The organism is Streptomyces katrae (genome assembly GCF_000717655.1).
GTDB classification, from domain to species: Bacteria; Actinomycetota; Actinomycetes; order Streptomycetales; family Streptomycetaceae; genus Streptomyces; species Streptomyces katrae_B.
Window position 1 is genome coordinate 222,871 of the sequence record NZ_JNZY01000010.1, and the last position, 21,893, is coordinate 244,763.

Here is a 21,893-nt window from a genome sequence, read left to right on the forward strand (position 1 = left end):
CTGCGCACAGCGAGGAGCCCGGGCGGCCGTCACTCGGCCGCCCGGGCTCCGCCTCTCCTCGTCGACGGGCGCCGCCGGATTACACCGGCATGGGCACGGACACGAACCGCTTGCCCGATTCGTTCTCGACCACGACCTCCTTGACGTTGGCCGGGTCCACCGCCGCCGAGCCGTCCAGCGAGGCGCCCTTGCCCTCGCCGTTCTGGCTGCCGACGACCCAGCTGCCCGCGGAGGTGCGCTTGCCGTCCTTCCCGACGACGATCAGCAGGCAGCGCTCGCCCGGCGGGATCCCCGCCACGGCCGCGTGCACCCGTACCCACCTGGCGGCGGGTGTGACCTGCACGGTCATCCGCGCATGGGTGCCCGGGTCGGTGGCCGATGCCACCTTCGTCCCGGCCACCGGGGGTGACGGCTGCGCCGTGACCGTCGGTGTCGGCGGCAGCGGCTGGGCGATGGGCCCGCCGTCCGTGGAGCCCAACTGCGCCCCGGCCCAGAACACGGCGGCCAGCGAGGCCGCCGCGGCCAGTCCCGCGACGCTCCATCGTCGGCGCCGCTCGCCCGACGCCTCGTTGCGCATCTGCCGCAGCGTGCGCTGGAGCAGCAGATCACCGCCCTGCGGCGGTCCGTCGAGGAAGGCCTCCACAGGCACCTCGCCCAATGCCGCTTCCATCTCGCGCAACGCGGCCACCTCCTCACGGCATTGCACGCAGCCGCTCATGTGCTCTTCGACCCGGCGGACGTCCTCCGCCTCCAGGACGCCGAGAACGTACGGGCCGAGCAGTTCCTCCTCGTGCCGCTGCCGGTTCATGCCACCACCTCACGCAGTCCGGCGGGCTGCTGGGGCGGCCTGCCCATTCGATTGCCCTCCTTGGTACTGCCTTGTCGGAATACCTCGCGCAGCGCCTTGAGGGCGTAATGCGCGCGTGATTTGACCGTGCCCGCCGGGATGCCGAGGCTGTCGGCCGCCTCGGCCACGCTGAGCTGGCGGTAGTACAACTCCTTCAGCACGTCCCGGTGCTCCGGGGACAGCTGGTCGAGGGCCCCCAGCACGGTCATCGTGTCGACCACGGAATCGGCGTGGTCCAGCTCCACCGGGGGAGTGGCCGCGGCCCCGGAAACCTCCGCGGGGCGGGCGGCCTTGGCCCGGTAGCGGTCGGTGATGATGTTGCGGGCCACCGTCAGCAGCCAGCCGCGCACCGAACCCTTTCCGTTGACCAGGACCTCGGAATGCCGCCAGGCCCGGATGAGGGTCTCCTGGACGACGTCCTCGGCCGTGGCCCGGTCCCCGGTCAGCCGGGTGGCGTAGGCGAGCAGGGCGTGGCCGTGCTCCTCGTAGACCGACCTGATCAAAGCCTCGTCGGTCGAGCCCCGCCGCGTGCGGGGCCACAGTGGTCCGGCCATCTCACCCTCTCCGTCTTCCTCGCCCATGTGGTGCGGACAGAACACGCCTCCCGACGGGGCCCGGTTCATGTGACCCGCATCACTCGTGTGTGGCGGTACTTCGACGGGGCGGCCCTCAGGTCCGGCAGCCGAGCCCCTCGTTGAGGCATGCGACGACCGCGGCCATCTGCCCGTCCGTCATGGCGTCCACGAACATCGCGTGGTCCGTCCTCGGGCTGTGCCGCTGCTCGGGGAAGGAGTCGACGGCGACCGGCACGCCCGGCGGCACGTCGTACGCGAGGGAGATGCGCAGCTGGGGCACGGCGAAGGTGCCCTGCGGGCAGACGCCGTTGGCCGCGGGGAAGCCCAGGTGCGAGCGGTGGCCCGGGCTCTCGGTGTCCAGTCCGTTCCAGCAGCTGGGGAAGACGAGCGTGCGGGTGAGGCGTTCGCCGGCGGGGCAGCGCGGGTAGCGGGTGGTGAACCGGTCGGGGGATCCGGAACAGCCCCAGCGGGCGCGGACGTCTGCGTCGCCCGCCGCGGTGTAAGCCACCGCGTCACCGGTCATCGCGCGCAGGAAGCGAGGCATCGGCACGACCTTGCCCACCGGGCTGCCGCGGAACTCCACGGAGACCGTCGCCTCGGGCAGGATCTCGCCCGAGTTGCCGTGCCCTGCGGAGCTCTCGTCGGGGTGGCTGCCCGCCCGGTCGATCCGGCGCAGGACGGGCCAGTAGTACGTGGAGCGGTCGCCGCCGCGGCAACTGGTCGCGGCGGTGGCGAGGGAGGCATCGGTCGACAGCGCGTCCGTGGACAGGTTCCCGACGTACGCGTGGGTGTGGTGGGCGCCCGAGCGCAGTCCCGGAGACACCACCAGGTTGTCCTCGTTGTAGTGGCGCTCCTCGTTGCGCCCGCAGTCCACCGTCACGGTGCCCGTCGAAGCGTCGGGCCCGGCCGACGGATCGCGGGGACCGGGGGGTACGTCCTGTATGTCCACGTAGTCACGGGAGTTCATCCCGGAATGCGGCGTCCCGTCGGGGCTCGCCACCCGGGCAGCGCCCAGCACGGCGGCGGTCAGCCCGATGCCGAGCACCAGGCAGACGAGCAGTGTGAGCAGTCGGCGTTCGTTCCGCATGCGGGTCACGTTTGCCGCTGCGCGCCGCAGCGTCAACCTGGCATCCGCATGTCGGCCAGGCTGCAGCCGGGGAGCTTGCCGAGCCGGCGGGCGGCCGCGCACAGTACCCGGCATGACACCCGCTGAGCTCCTGCACGCGTTCGCCCGCACCCGCGCCTCGCTCGACGGCGCCGAGGTGACCTTCTGGTGGTCCGGGGACGTCCACTCCTGGGCCCCGGACCAGCCGTACCGGCACCTGTTCGGCTTCGAAGGCGTCAACGTCGCCCGGCTCGTCGAGGACCCGGAGACGGGGGGCTTCCAACTGCTCACCAGGGAAGCCGCGTTCTACCTGGATCCGCAGACCCGGGAGATCCTGGACACCTGGGAGGGCAAGCCGGTGATCCACATCTGGAACGATCCGGCCAATCTGAGGCTGCGGCCGTTCCCGGTCCCGCTGACCGAGCTCGGGGACCAGGTCTGCTTCAGTCTGGAGATCCCGCTCGCCTACCCCTCGCCGCTCCCGGTCGCCGAGTACCCGCTGAACTCCGCCGACGACACGTACAAGGCCCTCGAGCTCTTCCAGTTCTTCGCGCCGCGCTCCGTGCTCACCACCGACGAGCCGGGCGTCCCGTGCACCATGTCGTGGATGCGGATGTCGCCGTGGCTCCCGTGGATGGAACGGGGCATGCGCCCGGGCGGCCTCACCTTCCACTGCCGGGGCCGCAAGCTCGCCTCCTACGCCGAGGTCCCGGAGCGCACCCGAGGCCACATCGCCGCGCACCACCCCGAGTACGCCCACGCCCCGGAGAAGTGGACCGAACCCAACGAGACGAGCTGGACCTACTTCCGCAGGCACCACGCACCACAGCCCCGGCCCTGAGCCCGACGGCCCTGACAGCCCGACGGCCCTGCCGGGCCTGCGGCCCGTACGGCGCAGCCCGGGATGCGGCACCTGCCGGGTTCTGACGATGATGGCAGGACCCGGCAGCGGGCTCGTACACACTCCCGTCGACCGGTCGACCGCATGCGCCGCCGACGCCCGACGCCCGACGCCATCACCGTCCCGTTCGCGGCCATGAACGGCCTCAGTCCTGCCGTGCACGCGTGAGGAGGAGTTGTGGCACCTCTGGCTCGGATTCCCCTCGACGGCGGGGGCGGTCTTCTGATCGAAGCCCCGGCCGGGCTGGAGGCTCTGGAGGGGCCGGTGAAGGCCGGCCGCCTCGGCGAGGCCGTCCACGACCTGCCGGAGACGCTGCAAGAGGTGCTGGTGCCGATCACGAAGGCCGTCGGCGCCACCCTCGAGCAACTGCGCAAGGCGCGGCCCGACCACATCGCCGTCGCCTTCGGTGTCGACCTCGCGTTCGAGGCAGGGGCCGTGATCACCAAGACCGGCGCCGGCTGCCACTTGAACGTGACCGTCGCCTGGAGGGCGTCGGGCGCCGCCCGACCGGGCACGGACGGCAGCGCGGGCTGATCCGGTTGGACAGCGCTGCCGACGGGCCGGATCCCGCCAGGGGCCCGGCGGACGACCACCCGCCGGGAGCGGGAATCTCGCCCGCAGTGGCACAGGTCCTCGCCGCCGACGGGGCGGTGGCCGGCGCCGGCTTCCTGGTGGCCGGGGACATCCTGGTCACCTGCGCGCATGTCGTCACCGGGGCCGGATCCGGGCCCGGCGGGAGCGTCCGGCTGGTCTTCCCGCACGCGGCCGGCGCGCCCCGGATCGAGGGGCAGGTCCTGGAGGAGCCGTGGCGGGCCCCCGGCGACGAGGACGTGGCCGTCGTCCGCCTGAGCGGCGCCCTGCCGGACGTGGAGGCGCTTGCGTTGGGCTCTGCCGAAGGCGCCGCGGGCCACAAGGTGCGCTCGTTCGGGTTCCCGGACCAGGCCCCGCGGGGCGGACACTGGGGCTACGCCGTGGCCGGCGATTGGCTGCCGGCCGTCGAGGGCAGGAGCGCGCGCCTCCAGCTGACCGATGCCAACGACCTGACCACCGGGTTCAGCGGCGGGCCGATCCTCGACATCAAGACCGGCCTGGTCATCGGCATGCTCACCGAGATCACCGCCCCGGACGCGTACGGGAAGGGGCAGGGCATCGCCTACGTCACCCCCGTCCGGGTCCTGCGCGAGGTCTGGCCCGGTCTGGTGGAGCAGGACGTCTGCCCCTACCAGGGGCTGGAGCCGTTCACCGCAGAGCAGGCCCACTGGTTCGAGGGCCGCAAGGACGCCGTACGGCAGGTCATTGCGAGCCTCGCCCGGCAGCGGCGGGTGACCCTCCTGCTCGGTCCCACCGGTTCGGGCAAGTCCTCCTTGGTCGAAGCCGGCGTCCTGCCCGCGCTGGCGCAGGGTGGACTGCCCGGCAGCGACCGGTGGCTGCAAGTCATCGCCCGGCCGCGGCAGAACCTGCTGCTCGAGATCGAGCGCGCCGGGCTTCCGGGGGCCGCGACCGACGGGATCGCCGCAGCCGTCACCCGCAGGCTCGAGGCCGAACGCGGCCTGGCGGTGTGCGTGCCCCGACAGGACGGTGCGGTTGTGGAATGTGGACGCCGGCACGGCGCGGACGCTGTCCGACCGCCCCGCAGCGGTGGGGTCGGTGGCGTTCAGTCCGGATGGGCGCACTCTCGCCACGGGCAGCCTCGACGGCACGGTGCAGTTGTGGGATGTGGACACGGGCACGAGTCGCCCCCCGCTGTCCGGCCCCGGCGACGCGGTGTGGTCGGTGGCGTTCAGTCCGGACGGGCGCACTCTCGCCACGGGCAACTCCGACCGGACGGTGCGGTTGTGGGATGTGCACTCGGGCAGGAGCCGCCCCGCGCTGCTCGGCCACGGCGACGGGGTGTGGTCGGTGGCGTTCGGCCGGGACGGCACGCTCGCCCGCGGCGGTGACGACAAGACGGTGCGTTTGTGGGACACGGACACGGACATGGACCGTCCCCCGCTGTCCGGCCATACCGGAGCGATGCGGTCGGTCGCGTTCAGTCAGGACGGGAGCAGACTCGCCAGCGGCAGTGACGACAAGACGGTGCGGTTGTCGGACGGGAGGACCGGCAAGCTCCTCAGAACGGTGTCCGGCCCCGGCGGCAAGCCGGTGAGTGCGGTGGCGTTCCACCCCGGCGGGCGCACCCTGGTCACCGGCAGCACCGGCAGCACCGACGGCCAGCTGAGGCTGTGGGACGCGAAGACCGGCAAGCTCGTCAGAACGCTGTCCGGCGGCCACACCAAGGCGGTGGGCTCGGTGGCGTTCAGCCCCGATGGGCGCAACCTGGCCACGGGCAGCCTCGACGGCACCGTGAAGTTGTGGGACGGGGACACCGGCGGGTATCGCAGCACCCTGCCGCGCTCTACGTACCCGGTGCATGCGGTGGCGTTCAGCAGGGACGGGGAGACCCTCGCGACCGGCAGCGACGACCTGGACGTGTGGTTGTGGCACGTGGCCGCCCGCAAGGTCCGCAGCAAGCTGCCCGGCCACACCGACGTGGTGGGCTCGGCGGTGTTCGGTCCCGGTGTTCTCGCCAGTGGCAGCAAGGACGGAACGGTGCGGCTGTGGGTCGTCCGCGATCCTGATGCATCGGTCAAGGAGATCTGCCGGTCCGTCAACCGGGACCTCACCGAGGACGAACTCAAGTCGGTCGGCCGCGTGTGTCCGACCTGCTGGTGCCGCACTGCGGCGCGCAGGACCTCGAGCGAACTCAGCCCTGCACGGCCTGACCCGTAACCCCGGACAGGCCGTGCTGTGCTGCGTGGAGGGGGCTTGCCCGGGTTCGGGGCACACATCCCGCTTTGTCCGCGGCCCGCTCCGCAGTCGTTGCCGGAGGCTGCTTCGACGTGCGGTCGGCCCGCGCTGTACGGGCCACCCCTGCGGGAGGGCCGGTAGGGCCGGGAGGTAGGGTCCCGGGGAGGTGTAGGGGGGCGTCAGGGGGGTGGACAAGGGTTTTCCCGGTATCGGGTTCATCCTCGCGTTGCCTACTGTCTGCCCACCGGCGATCTTTCCCACCCCGAACGGACCCCGCGCCAACCCCACATGGTGTGAAGCCGTGCGGCCGGGAAGATCGCCCGCACCGCCGTTGCCCCTGCCCCGCCGAAGCGGCCGGGGCAACGCGGCGAGCAGCGGTGGCCGGGACGGGCGTGACCAACCCGTCCCCGGCCCCGTAGCCGCCGGTTCACCTCCCACACAGCTCCAACCGCCCGCTCCGGCTTGCCCGGAAACGGCCCGCGAAAGGGAACACCGTGCACGCAACGAGACGCAGGCTCATATCCGTGGTGGCGATGTCCGTCACCCTGCTCGCCGGCTCCGCCACCGCTTCCGTGGCTCTGACCGGCGCGGAGCCCGCGCCGGCCCCGGCCGCCGCCTCCACCCTCCCGGCCGCGGGTGCGCCCGCTTCCCCCGCCGCCGCGCCGGTGCAGAACCTGATCGTCGGCTACAAGTCCTCGGCCACCGAGGCCAGTTCCAACAAGGCCGCGGCCGACGACGCCACCGCCAAGGGCAAGAAGGCCGGCAACAAGAAGGCGAAGTTCGACCGCCGCCTCGGCACCGGTGCCGCCCTCGTCAACCTCGGCGGCGCCGTCGCCCCCGCCGAGGCGGCCGACGTGATGGCCCAGTTCCGTGCCGACCCGGACGTCGCGTACGTCGAGGCGGACTCCCGCGCCTACGCGATGGCCACCCCGAACGACACCGAGTACGCCAAGCAGTGGGACCTCTTCGAGCCCACCGCCGGCATGAACGTTCCGGCAGCCTGGGACAAGTCCACCGGCTCCGGCGTCACCGTCGCCGTGATCGACACCGGCTACGTGGCCCACTCCGACGTGGCCCCGAACATCGTCGCCGGCTACGACTTCATCAGCGACTCCACCGGCGCCCGCGACGGCAACGGCCGCGACAACAACCCGGCCGACCAGGGCGACTGGAGCGCGGCCAACGAGTGCGGCACCGGCTCCCCGGCCAGCGGCTCCTCCTGGCACGGCACCCACGTCGCGGGCACCATCGCCGCCGCCACCAACAACGCCAAGGGCGTCGCGGGCATCGCGTACAACGCGAAGATCCAGCCCGTCCGCGTGCTCGGCAAGTGCGGCGGCACCACCTCCGACATCGTCGACGCCATCACCTGGGCCTCCGGCGGCTCCGTCGCGGGCATCCCGGCGAACGCCACCCCCGCCAAGGTCATCAACATGAGCCTCGGCGGCTCCGGCGCCTGCACCGCCACCTACCAGAACGCGATCAACGCGGCCGTCGCCCGCGGCACCACCGTCGTGGTCGCCGCCGGCAACAGCAACGCGGACGTGTCCGGCTTCTCGCCCGCCAGCTGCAACAACGTGGTCTCCGTGGCCGCCACCAACCGCACCGGCGACCGCTCGTTCTACTCGAACTACGGCAGCAAGGTCGACGTCTCCGCGCCGGGCGGTGAGACCCGCCGCGCCACCGACACGCCCGGCACCGTCACCACCCCCGAGAACGGCATCCTCTCCACCCTGAACAACGGCGCCACCACCCCGGGCTCGGAGATCTACAAGCCCTACCAGGGCACCAGCATGGCCGCCCCGCACATCGCGGGCCTCGCCGCGCTCGTCGTCGCCGCCAAGCCCTCGCTGACCCCGGCGCAGGTCGAGTCGGCCATCAAGGCCAGCGCCCGCCCGCTCGCCGGCACCTGCACCGGCGGCTGCGGCGCCGGTCTCGCCGACGCCGCCGCCACCGTCAACGCCGTGACTTCGCCGACCACCCCGGCCTTCGAAAACGGCACGAACGTGAACATCCTTGACAACACGACCGTGGAGAGCCCGATCACCGTCAGCGGTGTCGCGGGCAACGCCCCGGCCACCCTCAAGGTCAACGTGAACATCGTGCACACCTACATCGGTGACCTGAAGGTCGACCTGGTGGCCCCGGACGGCAGCGTCTACACGCTGCACAACCGGACCGGCGCCGGCACCGACAACATCAACCAGCAGTACACCGTGAACGCCTCCTCGGAGGTCGCGAACGGCACCTGGAAGCTCCGCGTCAACGACAACGCGGGCGGCGACACCGGGTACATCGACACCTGGAGCCTCGGCTTCTGAGGGCCCGATAGTACGGACCATTGAGCCCCGCGGACCTGCTGATACATCTCGTATCGGCAGGTCCGCAGCCGTTTCCCGACAGCTGACTGAATTCTGCGTCACAATCCGTGTCCACCCGGCATCCGACCTCGTATTGTCGCGTCTCACAGGAGAGGCACAGAGTGGGGACCGAGAGGCTGGTGGCTGTGCGTGGTGGCGGCGACGGGGAACGCTGACACGACCGTCGGGCACGGTGAACTGATCAAGGCGGTCGAACGCGCGCTGAACGCGCACGGGCGGGCGCTGCTCACCGGACCCGCCGGCGCGGGCAAGACCGAGGTGGTCGGCGCGGTCGCGGCCGCGGCCGCGACCCGCCACGAGACCGTGCTCCGCCTCGCCCCCGAGGCCGCGGACCAGTGGATACCCGAGGCCTCCGCCGCCGCACTCCTCGCCTCCGTGCCCTGCGCCGCACTGGAACGCCTCTCCGGACCCCAGCGCACCGCCATCGCCCTCCTGCGCCGCGAGGCCGACGCGCCCCGGGCCGGCCGCGACCACGTCGCGCTGCGGCTCGCCGTGGTCGAGGTGCTCCGTACCCTCGCCGCCCGCACCCCCGTCCTGCTCGTCCTCGACAACGCCCAGTGGCTGGATGCGGAAAGCACCGATCTGCTCCGTTTCGCGCTGCGCCTGACCCCGCCCCGCGTACGGGTCCTCGTGGCCGAGTGCGTCCAGGGCGGCGCCCCCGTCGGCGGCCCCCTGTGCGGCCCCGGCACCCCAGGGATACGGGTCCCCCCGCTCGGCGCCGACGAGGTGGCCGAACTCCTCGCCCGCCACGGCCTCCCCGCCCGCCTCGCCGGCCGCATCCACCAGGCCAGCGGCGGAAACCCCCGCCTCGCCCTCGCCCTGGGCCACTCCCTCGCCGAAGCCGCCGAGGCCCGCGACGTCAGCGCCCACCACGCCGACCCCCTGCCCCTGTCCGGCCAGGCCCGCGAGGTCGCCCGCCGGCTCCTCGCCGAAGCCCCGGCCCGGGCCCGCCGCACCCTGCTGCTCGCCGCCCTCGCGGCCCGCCCGACGACCGCCCTGCTGCGCCGGGCCGGCCGCCCGGACGCCGAGGCCGAACTCGCCGAGGCGGAGCGGGCCGCACTGGTCACCGTCGGGGAGGACGGGGCCGTCGCGTTCACCGCCGGCGCCCTGCCCATGGCCCTGGCCGCCGACGCCGGCTGGCCGGAACGCGCCGCCGGACACGCCGCGCTCGCCGCCGCCGTCGACGACCCCGTCCAGGCCGTACGCCACCGCGCGCTGGCCGTGGACACCCCCGACGAGTGGCTCGCCGCCGAGATCACCGAGGCCGCCGCGGCCTGCAGAAGGCGCGGTCAGCGCGCCCTGGCCGCCGAGCTCGGCCTGCTCGCGGCCGAACGTACCCCGACCAACCGGCCCGGGGACGAACTGGCCCGCCTCGTCGCCGCCGCCGAGGACGCCGGCTGGGCCGGCCGTGCCGATCTCGCACGCCGCGCCACCCGCGCCGTACTGGCCCGCGACGCCTCGCCCGCCGACCGGGTACGGGCCCGGCTCGCCGTGATCGACGCCGCGGGACAGGCCCTCGCCGCCCTCGACGAGACGTTCGCGTACGCCATGGACGACGCCGCCGGAGACCCCGCCCTCCAGGCGGCCGTGCAGCTGCGGTTCGCCACGAAGTACAACCTCAGCGACGGCGACCCCGTCCGCTCCCGCGACGCCGCGGCCGAGGCCGGCCGGCTCGCCGCCCGGGGCGGCGACCAGGTCGCCGAGGCCATGGCGCTGACCGTACGGGCCCGGATGGGCCGCATCCTCGGGGACCTCGACGCCGAGGACATCCTGGCCGAGGCCCTGGCCCTGCCCGCCCCCGAGGTGCCGCTCGGCATGCGCAACGCGCCGCAGTACCTCGCCGTACGGCACGCCCTCTTCGACGACCGCCTCGACGACGCCCGGCGCCAGCTGCTCGTCCTGCTGCCCGCCGTCCGGCGCACCGGATCCGCGGAGGACGTCTTCGAGGTGCTGCGCAGTCTCACCGAGGTCGAACTGCGTCGCGGCCGGTGCGCGGTCGCCTCCGCGCACGCCCGCCGCGCCCTGGAACTGACCATCGAGGCGGGCCTCTCCCCGGGCCCCGCCTGGTACGCCTCCGCGATGGCCGAAGCCATGGGCGGCAGCTTCGCGCGCGCCGCCGGGTACGCCCGGCGCGGCATCCAGGCCTCCGAGGAAGAGCACGACCAGGTGTTCCTCTCGCGCAGCCTGTACGCACTCGGCCTGACCGAGCTGGCGACGGGGGAGGCCGCGAAAGCCGTGGCCACGCTGCGCCGGGTGGCCGAACTCGAGGAGGCCCAGCAGGTCGTCGACCCCTCGATCCTGCGCTGGCACGGAGAGCTGGCCGAGGCCCTGGTGGCCGCGGACGCGCCCGACGAGGCCGCGGAACTGCTCGGCGCCGTCCGTCCGGTCGCCCTCGGCCTGGGGCGCACCGCGGTGGTGGCCGCACTCGACCGGGCCCGCGGGCTGTGCCTGTCCGCGCACGGAGACGCCGAGGCCGCCGTACACCTGCTGCAGGCCACGGCGGACCGGTTCGTCGCGCTCCAGCTCCCGGTGGAGCGCGGCCGTACGCTGCTCGCCCTGGCCCGGGTGGAGCGGCGCCGCCGCCGGCGCGCACCGGCCCGTGCCGCGCTGCGTGCGGCGGCCGAGGTGTTCGCCGCGGCCGGCGCGAACCCCTGGGTGGAACTCGCCGCCGAGCACCGGGAAGCGGCGCCGGCCGAGGGGGGCACGGCAGTGGCCCTGGCCGCCCTGACGGAGGCGGAGGCCCGACTCGCCCTGCTCGTCGCCGAGGGCGCCAGCAACCAGGAGGCCGCCGCGAAGCTCTTCGTCAGCGTCAAGACGGTCGAGGCCCGGCTGACCCGGATCTACCAGAAGCTCGACGTGCGCTCCCGGGCCCAGCTGGCCACCACCCTGCGCACCCGCTGAGGGAGCGCGGAGCGGTGGCCGGACCGGGTCAGCATCCGAGGTTGTTGCCCGGTGTCACGCCCAGGATCTGCGTGAAGCTCTGGTACGCGTTGATCCGGCTCTGGACCTGAGCAGGGTTGCCGCCGTTGCATTCCAGGGAGCCGTTGATGGAACGGATCGTCTCGCCGAAGCCGGCTCCGTTGACCATGGCGGCGTGGGCGGTCATCGTGCCCGGGCCGTTCTGGGTGTTCCAGTACCACAGGGCCGTCTTCATGGCGATGGCCGGATCCTGCTCCACGAGGTACGGGTTGGCGAGCAGGTTGATGCCGAGCGCGTCGCCGGCCGCCTTGTAGTTGAAGTTCCAGCTGAGCTGGATCGGGCCGCGGCCGTAGTAGGCGGCCTGCCCGGCGGGACAGCCGTACGGCTGGCTCCGGTCGCAGTAGTGGGGGTAGTTGGCGGTGTTCTGCTCGACGATGTACACGAGCCCGCCCGTCTCGTGCGAGACGTTCGCCAGGAAGGCGGCCGCCTCGCGCCGCTTGACGGTGTCGTCACCGGTGTTGGCGAAGCCGGGGTACGCAGACAGGGCCGAGACCAGGCCGTTGTACGTGTAGAAGGAATTCCGGTTCGGGAACATCTGGTTGAACTGGGCCTCGGAGACGACGAATCCGGACGGGTTGCCGGGGTCCTGGCCCCCGCCCCCGCCGCAGGTGCCGAGGTCGGACCAGACGCCCCACTGCCCGGTGCTGCCGGGCGTCTCGCCCTGGGTCCACCACTTGGCCTGCCAGTTGTGCCCGCTGTACGAGGCACTCATGCCGTTGGTGTACACGGCGGACGAGGCCCACGGGGTGGCGCAGGCCGCGGCCGCGGAGGCGGGGGAGGCGGGGAGGGCGACCGCGAGGCCGAAGGTGGCGGCCGCGGCGGCGGCCAGCGCCAGGGCGCGGCGGCGAAGCGCACGTATCACGTAACTGCTCCTTCAGTGGGGGGAGTTGCCGTGGGGGCAAGTACCGCCACTGAAGCGAAGCTGGTCTGGACCTGTCAAGGTCTAGACCAGCTTTTGTCGCTTTCGGGCAAACGGGCAGAGCCGGTCGTGGCTCGGTGCGCAAAAGGGGGCCGCCTCCGGCTCCGTGAGCTGGAGGCGGCCCCCTTGTCCGGCATCTTCAGGGCATCGCCGTGGAGACCGAGGCCGGTCAGCCGGTCTTGCGGCGGGTCTTCTTGTTCTTGCCGCCCGCGCCACCGCTGGCGCCCTGGATCTTCGCCCGGCTCTGGTGGGCCTGCTGTGCATGGGCACTGCGGGCGTTGCGCTCGAGGGCCTCCCGGAACTTGCGCTTGGCCTCTTCGGCCGCCGATTCGCCCTGCGGGGTGTTCGACTCTTCTGCCATGTTGTCCTCCTGGGTTGACCTGAAGCCGTTTCAGTCTGTCACCCTCCGTCCCCCCTGACCAGCAGGTTCCGTCCGGCGGGCGCCACGCCCGCCGCCGTCCGGGAGACTGCCCCGAGGACCGGCCGGCTCCCGGGCGGGCTTGAGACTCCCGTAGGGGGAGACGTCAGGGTGAGGGACATGAACGGCGACACGCTCTTTTCGATCGGGGAAATCGCCCGGCGTACCGGGCTGACGGTGAAGACCGTCCGCTTCTACTCCGACTCGGGGATCGTGCCGCCCACGGACCGCAGCCCCGCCGGCTACCGGCTCTACGACACCGACGCAGTCGCCCGCCTCGACCTCGCCCGCACCCTGCGCGACCTCGGCCTCGACCTGGCCACGATCCGCAGGGTGCTGGACAGGGAGGCCTCCGTACCGGAGGTCGCGGCGGCCCACGCCGACGCCCTGGACGTGCAGATACGCACGCTGCGGCTGCGGCGGGCGGTACTGCGCGCGGTGGCCCGGCGCGGCGCCTCATCCCAGGAGACACGCCTCATGCACCGACTCGCCCAGCTCTCCGAAGCCGAACGGCACCGGCTGGTCCATGCCTTCATCGACGACACCTTCGGGGGCTTCGACGCCAATCCGGAGTTCGTGGCCATGATGCGCTCGGCCATGCCCGAGTTCCCCGACGACCCCACCACCGAGCAGCTCGAGGCCTGGGTGGAGCTCGCCGAACTCTGCCAGGACGCCGGCTTCCGCGCGTCCGTACGCCGAATGGCCGAGCACCAAGCGGCCGACCGGGCCGACGGCGACACCACCGGCCTCCACCACGAACTCACCGAGGCGGTCCGCGAACGCGTCGGCGAGGCCCTCGAAGCGGGCATCCTCCCGAGGTCCGTCGAAGCGCTGCCCGTCACGAACGCCCTGACCGCCCTCTACGGGCACGCCTTCGGGCGCGCGGACGACGGTGATCTGCGCCGTTGGCTGCTGGCCCGGCTGGAGGCGGCCGCCGATCCGCGTGCCGAGCGCTACTGGCAGCTCCTGGCCGTGATCAACGGGTGGCCGCCCTCGCCGAGCCTGGCGCCCGTGTTCACCTGGTTCACGGCCGCGCTGCGCGGCTGACAGCGGCGTACGGCCGGGCGGCGGGACGGGCCCGGGGGCCGGCAGGCCGGCGGCACACGAAGTCCCGGGCCTCGCGGGGAGACCCGGGACTTCGCTGGTGCACTTCGCTTGACCGACGTGTTCAACGACGGACCGCGCCGGAGGTCACCCGCCGATTCGGGCCTGCACCGCGCGCCGCTGGTGCACCCGTAGTTGCAGGGTGGCGAGGTCCAGCAGCGGGGTGGGCACGGCGAGCGCGCGGGCCCGGGCGACCAGGTCGCCGAAGACGTGCTCGACCTCCGTGGGACGACCGGCGACCAGGTCCCGGTACATGGACGGGGTGAGCGGGGAGCCGGGCGTGGTCACCGTCCGGGTGGTGAAGGCGAGTTCGGCATCCGGTACGGGATGGCCCGCGGCGGCCGAGACGGCCGCCGCCTCCGCGAGTACGGCCGGCCCGAGGCCGGATCCGCCGGGAACGGCGCCGACCTCGCCGACAGAGCCGCGCGCCAGGCAGGTGACGGCCGCCAGCGTGGTGATGAAGACCCACTTGTGCCACATCGCGGCGACGACGTCCGGGGTCTCGGGGCTGTCGATGCCCGCCCCGGTCAGCAGGGCGCGTACGGCGTCCACGCGCGCGGAGGCGCGGCCGTCGAGTTCACCGGTGAGCAGAGTGGACGGCGGGGCCATGCGCACGATGTCGCCGTGCTCGTTCAGGGTGGTGACCACCTTGGCCACGCCGCCGAGGACCGGCGCGCCGCCGAAGCGGCCTATGAGGTGGTCGAGGTGGGCCATGCCGTTGAGCAGCGGCACGATCGCGGTCCGCGGGCCGACCGCCGGGGCCAGGTCCTTCGCCGCGCGGTCGAGCGCCGTGGACTTCACCGAGAGCAGGACGAGGTCGTACGGGTGCGACAGCGCGTCGGCGGTGACCAACTGCGGGGTGAGCGTGAGGACTTCGCCGAGGCCCGTCACCCGCAGCCCGCGCTCGCGAAGGGCGGCGGCCCGCTCCGGGCGGACCAGGAAGGTGACGTCCTGTCCGGCGTGGGCGAGGCGGGCACCGAACCAGCCGCCTGCGGCTCCGGCGCCGACTGTCAGGATTCTCATGCGGGAGAGCCTTTCGTGAGGGGCAGCGGCTGCAGGAGCCGGTGCGGTCGGTGCAGGGCCGCGGTGACGGGATCGTCGTCGGCGGACGGCGCCGGCAGCCCGGGCCCGGGCGCCACCAGGAGATCTGCGACCTCGACGGGTACATGGCAGCCGGTGCAGCGCCCGTCGACGGCGACCGGGGCGTCGTCGACGGCGTGCAGGAAGACCCGGCGCGGCCCGCCGGGCGCGGGCCGGTGCTCCTCGCCCCAGAGGGACAGCGCGCGGACGGCCGGCCAGAGGCGGACGCCCTTGTCCGTGAGGGCGTACACCTCGCGCCGGCCGTCCCCGGGTGCGCGGGCCAGCACCCCGGCCGTGGTGAGACCGGCGAGCCGGTCGGTGAGGACCGCGCGCGGGATGCCGAGGTGGGCGGCGAAGTCCCCGAACCGCCGGACTCCGAAGAAGGCGTCCCGCACGATCAGGAGGGTCCAGCGCTCGCCGACGACCTCCATGGCGCGGGAGAGCGAGCAGGACTGGCCGCGGTAGTCGCGAGGGAGCGGCATGGCCCCACCGTAGCAAGTCGGTTCGGTGACCGAACCGATGCTCAGATCGTGAAGGGCTTCTGGCCGAGGAACCGGCTGTCGGGGCTGCCCGTCGTGAAGAAGTTCGGGATCTGGGTGGCGGGCATGCGCTTCTTGATGTCGCGGTGGAAGGTCTCGTAGTCGCCGCTGAACTCCCCGCCGTTCCAGACCCGGAGCAGGGTCTCGGTGAACTTGCCGTTGACCCGGCCGTCCAGGGCGACCTGGTCGTCCTGGCAGGCGGAGATGAGCACGACGCCCGGTTCCCCGCCGTTGCCGTTCGTGCTCCTCAGCTCGCGCTGGAGGTCCTGGAAGAACGCCTTGTCCCGCTCGAAGATCTGCTGCTGCTTCAGCACGGGCATGAGGCGGGCCGCTTCCCCCTGGGCGGGGTCGTCGATCAGTTCGGTGGCGGTGCCGCTGTGGCAGCAGTCCAGGAAGGTGATGATCCGGACGTCCTTGTGGAACCGCTGGAACTCCCGGTGCAGCTCGTCGTCGAGGAACTGGCGGTCGAAGAACACGAGGGTCTCGTCGAGCTCGTCCGGCTCGTCGCCCTCGCTGTCGGGCATCTGGCCGCCGTGGCCCGAGTAGGTGAGGAGCAGGATGTCCCCGCCCCCGAGCTTCCCGGCCGCCTTGCGCAGTGCGGCCGTGATGGTGTCGACGGTGGCGTCCTTCGTCAGGATCACGGTGTCGTCGAACCCGGCGCCGCGGGCCAGTTCGGCCATGTCCCGGGCGTCGTTCTCGCACGCCATGAGCTGTCCGTCCCAGCCGCCGTACTTGCTGGGGTCGACGTTGTTGAGTCCTACGTGGATGGACACGCCTGCGGGCATGAGGTCCTCCTCGGATGCGGTGGGCACGGTGGCACCGGATGGGGCGACACCTCGGGCATGGGTTCCGCGGCAGGGGGCCCGCCGAACCGCGCGGGGCGCAGCGCCGCCCGATCGGGCGCGGCGGCCGGAGCAACGGGCGCGATGCATACGCCCGGCCGGCAGTCACTCCGAGACCGGTCGCCTTGCCGCCGGACAGACCGGGTGAAACCATGGCAGGTAGCAATCACTCCGTCTGTCGCCCGTCAAGGGCGGCCGGGTAGGTGCGGTATGCCGCTCACCGAAACGGAATGGGGCCTCGTCACCACCTGGGTGGGTGAATATCTCCTCGACACCCCGGACCCGCATGACAGGCTCGCCCAGCACGGGTTCCTCCCGGAATTCATCGGCAGCCTCGCGCTGACCAACAAGAGCGGGGAGAACGCCGTCACACTGGTCCGCGCCTCGCGCAGGGATATCAAGGCGCAGCTGCGCCTGCTCGAGGTGCTCGTCACCCTCGCGGAGCTCAGCTCCCGGCCCGCAGGAAAGGACGCCGAGAGGTTCCGGGACAGGCTCCTCGAAGACGCGGAGGTGAACGTCTCCGCTCCGGATCACTTCCTCGCCGGCGTCCTCAAGAACGGCACGGAAGTGTTCATCGACCGGGCCGAGCTGCGGGTGCGCCTGCAGGAATTCCTCACCGACCCCGAGAAGACCGTGCTGCTGGTCGACGGCGAGGCCGACAGCGGGCGCTCGTACACGTACAACCTGATCCGGCACCTCGGCCAGCACTGCGGGTTCCGCCCGGTGCGGGTGACGCTTTCGCGTACCTCGACCGCCGCCCAGCTGATCCGGCGGCTGGCCGAGTTCGTCGGCGACCGGGACCCTGGTATCTCACCGTTGAACACGACACAGTTGAACGATCCACTGCCGTCGCTCGACGAGGCCGTCCACCGGATCGTCAGCCGCGCCACGGCCGCGGAGGAACGGTTCTGGCTCGTCCTCGACGAATGCGACAAGCTCGACGCCAACTCCGACGTGTGGGACTGCATCGGCCAGCTGGCCCTCGCCATCTACGAGTACACGCCCGTGCAGGAGGAGACCGTGCCGCGGCTCGTACTGCTGGGCTACGCGCCGTGGATGCGCCAGCTGCCGTACGACATCCGCAAGAACGAGTGCCGGGACACCGCGCGGATCGCCGGTCCCGACGATCTGTACAGCTTCTTCCGGACCTTCTTCGCGCAGACGCCCGAATCGTCGGACACGGCCGCGACCGAGGCGCTGACCGACGTGGCCGTCGCGACGATCCTCGACGCGGCGCAGCGGCCGGGGGACGACAGCTACATGCGGAAGATCTGCACGGCGGCCGAGCGGACCGTGCGCCTCTACCTCTCACTGCGATCCGGTGAGGACTTCGCCGCCCGGCTGCGCGGGGAACTGCTCACCGCGGCGGGCGAGTCCGCGCCGGCCGTCCCGGACGGCCGCAGGGCGTACCGGGAGGCCGCCTGCCTGCTCAGCGGGTTCGATCCCACGCAGCTGCGGCTGCCCGGCGAGGGGGAGAGCAGCGGCCGGGCTGCGCTGGCACTCGTCGACGACTGCACGACCCTCGGCGCGCAGCCCCGGCCCCGCTGGGTCCTCAAGCAGGAGGTCCGCGACGTGACTCTGTGCGGCCTGGCCGGCCCGGAAGCCGCGCGCCTCGGCCTGGAGGCCAACCTCGGCCAGGTCCCCGAGGGCCCCGGACCGGAACGGTTCGCGCTCGCCTACCTCTCCGGCACGCCGCCGGCCCTGGGTGAGCAGGATGTCGACGGGCTCGCGGGCATCCTCCAGGCGGTGCTGTGGCTCGCGCAGATCCCGCACGCGACCGGGATACCGGACCCCGAGCACGTCCAGCAGCTGCTGGAGCGCGCCAGACTGCGCCAGCCGCTCGAACGGCTGGTCAGGGGGAGGTTCTGCGGGCGCGCCGCCGAGCTGGAACAGCTGCGGACGTACGTCGGGCTGCCCCAGGCCGCCGAGGGGCCCCTCGGCGGCGGGTCCGTCAAGGAACCCCCCTTGCTCATCCACGGGCTGGGCGGCACGGGCAAGAGCACCCTGCTCGCCAGGTTCCTGCTCGACCTCCCCGCCGGCTTTCCCTTCGCCTACGTCGACTTCGAGCGGCCCACGCTCTCCGTCCACGAGCCGATCACCCTCGTCGCCGACATCGCCCGGCAGCTCGGCATCCAGTACCCCGGGCACCGCGCCGCGTTCGACGCGCTGGCCGGCGCCTGCGAGGAGACCGCCCGCATCCAGCGGGAGGAGCAGAACAGCGTCGACGAGATGTACCGGCTCTCCACCACCCGATCGGGAGCCGGGCGAAGGGCCGCCGAACAGTTCCACAGCCGGGCGCGCGCCCGCGAGACGGACCTGGTGCGCCGGGTCGGTGAACGCCTCGTCCAGGCGGTGGCGGGCGCGGGCGGCGGCACGGACGTCGGCCCGCCGCTGGTGATCGTGATCGACTCGTTCGAGGAGGCCCAGTACCGCGCGAACCCCGTACTCGGCCGCATGTGGGCCATCTGGTCGGTCCTCCACGAGGGCTACCCGCGGCTGCGGTTCATCGTCGCCGGACGGGCCGGCGTCCACCACCCGGCGCAGGCCGCGGAACCGAAGACGATCGCGCTCGGCGACCTCGAACCGGACGCCGCCGTGGACCTCCTCGTGGCCAGCGGGATCGAGGACGAGGGCGTGGCCCGGGCCCTGGCCGAGCGGGTCGGCGGTCACCCGCTCAGCCTGAAGCTGGCCGCGCAGGCAGCCCTGCTCGCCTGCCAGGAGGCCGGCTCGCTCGGTGAGCTGGTCGAGAGCCTGCCCGCCCGGCGCCGGTACTTCTACCGCAAGGTCGACCAGATGCTCGTCCAGGGGATCCTGTACGACCGCATCCTCAAGCACATCGCCGATGCGGAGGCCCGCGCCCTCGCCCAGGCGGGCCTGGCGCTGCGCACCATCACCCCCGAGCTGATCGCGGAGGTCCTCGCCCCGGCGTGCGGACTGCACGTGGACTCGCCGGAGCAGGCGCGCCGCCTCTTCGGACGGCTGGCCCGGCTCGACCTGATGGAACCGGCCGGCCCGGGCGCCCTGCGGCACCGCTCCGACCTGCGGGCCATCATGCTGCGCCTGTCGGACACCGCAAGTACCGACCTGATGCGTACGGTCGGGCGGCGCGCGGTGGAGTACTACGCGGACCGCGAGGGGCTCGAGGCCCGCGCCGAGGAGATCTACCACCGGCTGCGCCTGAACGAGGACCCCCGGTCCGTGGAGAAGCGCTGGGAGCCCGGCGTCGAGCGCCACCTCGACCGCGCGGACCAGGACATGGCGTCCCGGTCTGCCGCGTTCCTGAGCGGCCGCCTCGGCGGGCACGTCCCCGACGAGGTACTGCACGACGCCGACCAGGAGGACTGGGAGCGGAACGCTGCAGGGGAGATCGAGGACCTGCTGGCGCAGGGCTTCACGGACCAGGCCGCGGCCCGGCTCGCCGAGCGCCACCCCTGGACACCCGGCAGCCCCCTCGACCCGCTGCTCGTCGAGACCCTGGCCCGCAGCGGCCGGCGTACGGAGGCCAGGAACACGGCGCAGGAGGCCGTCGACCGTGCGGAGGAGGCGGGCAACGTCGATGCGCAGCTGGAGCTGCTGCGGCTCTCCGCGCGGCTCGCGGAGGAGGACGGAGACGTACAGGACGCCGAACGCGACCTCGCCGAGGCGGAGGACCTCGCGACCGGCCTCGGCCGCGACTTCGACGCCCTGGCGGTCACGCTGGCCCGGGCCCGGCTGGCCGCCTCACGTGAAGGCGCCGCCGACGTCGACCGTCGCCTCGCCCGCCGGCTGCGGCAGCTGCCCGATGAGGCGCTGGCCGAGCAGCCGGTCCTGGTCCGGGCCGTCGCGGCCGAGGTCTCCCGGCACGATCCGGCCGCGCTCGGCCACACCCTGGACGTCGTGGGACTGCCGGACACCGACGACGAGGCCTTGGACGCGCTCGCGGACACGATCGTCCTCGTGCTGGCGGAGCAGCCCGAGCTGCGGCTCGCCGTGGCGAAGATCCTCGAGAACGCCGCCGGACCCGTAGCGCCGGCCCGGCCCCCGCAGCAGCTGCCCCCGCCGCCCTCCACGGCCGACATGCTCCGCGGGGCCCGCGACCGGGGCACCCTCGACGCGCTCGCCCGGCGGCTCCTGGTGCTGCACGACCACAGCGGCGCGCTCGTCTCCGGCGTGGCGGCCGCGATGGGTGCGGGCATCCCAGGCCCGGCGGCGGCGTCGGCCCGCACAGGCGAACCAACCGAACCAGCCGAAAGGAACGGCCCGCGAGCGGCCTGAACCCGTATGAGCGACGCGTATCTCCCCTCCGAGGAAATCGTCCGGCTGGTCGACGCCTCGCTGGAGGCCGGGCTCGCCGATCCGTCGGTACGGCGGCTGCTCCTCGACGGCATCATGCCCAAGTACCGGGGCACGCTGCCCCTGATCGCCGCCCCCGGCATGCAGGTGCACTCGGACCTGAACGAGATGAACCGCGTGGAGCGGCTGGTCGACGGCTCGGTGCCGCTGGAGATCTGGCTGCGCAACGCCGTCGCCCAGACCGTGGAGGCCGGCCCGCTCGCCGTGTTCCAGAGGGCCCTGGACGAAGTGGCGCGCGACGCCGCCGGTGAGCCCGACGTACCGGCCGCGCTGCCCGCGGGCGAGACCAAGGAAGAGATCATCCACCGGGACGACACGGTGCCCTTCGAGTTCCTGCGCGGCGGCGAGGAGGCGGGCCGCGCGGTCGCCCGGATCAAGGTCCTGCCGTACCACGCCGGGGCCCTCCTCCAGCCGAACGGCTTCCCGCACTCGGGGACGGGCTGGCTCATCGCCCCGGACCTGCTCGTCACCAACCACCACGTGGTGAACGCGCGGACCCGCAGTGCCACGGACCGCGGCATCGTGGATCCCGCGGACCTCCGGCTGCAGGCGCTGAACTCCCGCTCGCGCTTCGACTACGGCGCGGACGACACGGAGACCGAGGAGGTGACCGCCAGCGGCCTGGTCGCCTGGGACGAGGCCCTCGACTACGCGATCCTGCGGCTGACCGGCCAGCCGCCGCGGGCCGCTCTGCGGGTGGCCACCGAGCCCTTGACGGTCGCCGGGGAGCCGGTGGCGGTCAACATCATCCAGCACCCGGGCGGCCAGCCGAAGCGGGTCGCCCTGCGCAACAACCTCGTGTACGAGGCGAACGAGAATGACGTGCGCTACTTCACCGACACCCGGGGCGGGTCCTCCGGATCGCCCGTCTTCACCGACGACTGGCAGGTGGTCGCGCTCCACCGCGGGACGCGGCGCGTCGAGGACGTCAACTTCCAGGGCAAGACCACCGCGTTCGTCAACGTCGGCACCCAGATGAGCAGCGTGATGCGGCACCTGCGGGAGCACAGCCCCGAGGTCCACGCCGAGATCACGGCGGCGCAGTCGGCGCCGGCGCAGCAGGACCTGCCTGAGGAGGCATGAG

Annotated in this window: 16 protein-coding genes and 2 pseudogenes; 10 read left to right on the forward strand and 8 right to left on the reverse strand. The window is 73.0% G+C overall.

Annotated elements, in window-relative coordinates; translation table 11 throughout:
• Positions 1 to 79: 79 nt before the first annotated feature.
• From IF09_RS0114720 to IF09_RS0114730, 3 genes are all read right to left on the reverse strand, one after another.
• The gene (locus IF09_RS0114720) at positions 80 to 808 is read right to left on the reverse strand and encodes an anti-sigma factor family protein (protein ID WP_030295721.1); all 729 of its coding nucleotides are present in this window, start codon (positions 806 to 808) and stop codon (positions 80 to 82) included.
• Positions 805 to 1,401 (reverse strand): sigma-70 family RNA polymerase sigma factor, encoded by a 597-nt coding sequence (locus tag IF09_RS0114725; protein ID WP_030295723.1) that lies wholly within the window; start codon positions 1,399 to 1,401, stop codon positions 805 to 807. Before IF09_RS0114725 ends, IF09_RS0114720 begins: the two co-directional genes overlap by 4 nt.
• Positions 1,402 to 1,516: 115 nt before the next feature.
• Positions 1,517 to 2,509, reverse strand: a complete 993-nt coding sequence (locus IF09_RS0114730; protein ID WP_030295727.1) for a DUF1996 domain-containing protein — start codon at positions 2,507 to 2,509, stop codon at positions 1,517 to 1,519.
• A 112-nt stretch (positions 2,510 to 2,621) separates the two neighbouring features.
• On the opposite strand from IF09_RS0114730, the gene IF09_RS0114735 reads away from it, so the two are divergent.
• From IF09_RS0114735 to IF09_RS0114760, 7 genes and pseudogenes are all read left to right on the forward strand, one after another.
• Positions 2,622 to 3,368: a DUF1838 family protein gene (locus IF09_RS0114735; protein ID WP_030295728.1), complete on the forward strand. Its 747-nt coding sequence runs from the start codon at positions 2,622 to 2,624 to the stop codon at positions 3,366 to 3,368.
• 237 nt (positions 3,369 to 3,605) lie between these two features.
• Complete coding sequence (locus IF09_RS0114740; RefSeq protein WP_030295731.1) at positions 3,606 to 3,962, forward strand: CU044_2847 family protein; 357 nt, start codon at positions 3,606 to 3,608, stop codon at positions 3,960 to 3,962.
• 86 nt (positions 3,963 to 4,048) lie between these two features.
• A pseudogene (locus IF09_RS48210) lies at positions 4,049 to 4,915 on the forward strand (trypsin-like peptidase domain-containing protein); the annotation flags it as partial.
• A gap of 160 nt (positions 4,916 to 5,075) precedes the next feature.
• Positions 5,076 to 5,225 (forward strand): annotated as a pseudogene (locus IF09_RS46975) (WD40 repeat domain-containing protein); the annotation flags it as partial.
• 102 nt (positions 5,226 to 5,327) lie between these two features.
• Positions 5,328 to 6,197, forward strand: a complete 870-nt coding sequence (locus tag IF09_RS0114750) for a WD40 repeat domain-containing protein (RefSeq protein WP_158709971.1) — start codon at positions 5,328 to 5,330, stop codon at positions 6,195 to 6,197.
• A 551-nt stretch (positions 6,198 to 6,748) separates the two neighbouring features.
• Positions 6,749 to 8,536, forward strand: coding sequence for a S8 family peptidase (locus tag IF09_RS0114755; protein ID WP_030295737.1), 1,788 nt, complete (start codon positions 6,749 to 6,751; stop codon positions 8,534 to 8,536).
• A gap of 189 nt (positions 8,537 to 8,725) precedes the next feature.
• A complete protein-coding gene (locus IF09_RS0114760; RefSeq protein ID WP_037634855.1) occupies positions 8,726 to 11,497 on the forward strand; it encodes a helix-turn-helix transcriptional regulator in 2,772 nt (923 codons plus the stop codon).
• Positions 11,498 to 11,525: 28 nt separating this feature from the next.
• Here the strand turns inward: IF09_RS0114760 and IF09_RS0114765 are convergent, their stop codons facing one another.
• Together IF09_RS0114765 and IF09_RS0114770 are read right to left on the reverse strand one after the other, a co-directional pair.
• Complete coding sequence (locus IF09_RS0114765; RefSeq protein WP_030295741.1) at positions 11,526 to 12,437, reverse strand: glycoside hydrolase family 19 protein; 912 nt, start codon at positions 12,435 to 12,437, stop codon at positions 11,526 to 11,528.
• A 226-nt stretch (positions 12,438 to 12,663) separates the two neighbouring features.
• Positions 12,664 to 12,855: a DUF5302 domain-containing protein gene (locus IF09_RS0114770; RefSeq protein ID WP_030295743.1), complete on the reverse strand. Its 192-nt coding sequence runs from the start codon at positions 12,853 to 12,855 to the stop codon at positions 12,664 to 12,666.
• 177 nt (positions 12,856 to 13,032) lie between these two features.
• Between IF09_RS0114770 and IF09_RS0114775 the strand changes: the two genes are divergently transcribed.
• Positions 13,033 to 13,959, forward strand: a complete 927-nt coding sequence (locus IF09_RS0114775; RefSeq protein WP_030295744.1) for a MerR family transcriptional regulator — start codon at positions 13,033 to 13,035, stop codon at positions 13,957 to 13,959.
• Between the two features lie 144 nt (positions 13,960 to 14,103).
• On the opposite strand, the gene IF09_RS0114780 is transcribed toward IF09_RS0114775, so the two are convergent.
• From IF09_RS0114780 to IF09_RS0114790, 3 genes are read right to left on the reverse strand one after another with little or no spacing between them, the layout of a single operon-like run.
• Positions 14,104 to 15,039 (reverse strand): 2-dehydropantoate 2-reductase, encoded by a 936-nt coding sequence (locus IF09_RS0114780; RefSeq protein ID WP_030295747.1) that lies wholly within the window; start codon positions 15,037 to 15,039, stop codon positions 14,104 to 14,106.
• Positions 15,036 to 15,578, reverse strand: a complete 543-nt coding sequence (locus tag IF09_RS0114785; RefSeq protein ID WP_030295748.1) for a winged helix-turn-helix transcriptional regulator — start codon at positions 15,576 to 15,578, stop codon at positions 15,036 to 15,038. Before IF09_RS0114785 ends, IF09_RS0114780 begins: the two co-directional genes overlap by 4 nt.
• A 41-nt stretch (positions 15,579 to 15,619) precedes the next feature.
• On the reverse strand, positions 15,620 to 16,420 hold the full coding sequence (locus IF09_RS0114790; RefSeq protein ID WP_030295750.1) for a caspase family protein: 801 nt from the start codon (positions 16,418 to 16,420) through the stop codon (positions 15,620 to 15,622).
• Between the two features lie 267 nt (positions 16,421 to 16,687).
• Here IF09_RS0114790 and IF09_RS0114795 point away from each other — a divergent pair, with 267 nt between their 5' ends.
• Together IF09_RS0114795 and IF09_RS0114800 are read left to right on the forward strand one after the other, a co-directional pair.
• Complete coding sequence (locus IF09_RS0114795) at positions 16,688 to 20,731, forward strand: AAA family ATPase (RefSeq protein ID WP_030295751.1); 4,044 nt, start codon at positions 16,688 to 16,690, stop codon at positions 20,729 to 20,731.
• A 6-nt stretch (positions 20,732 to 20,737) separates the two neighbouring features.
• Entirely contained in the window at positions 20,738 to 21,892 is a 1,155-nt protein-coding gene (locus IF09_RS0114800; RefSeq protein WP_051832458.1) for a trypsin-like peptidase domain-containing protein, read from the forward strand.
• Position 21,893: the final 1 nt, after the last annotated feature.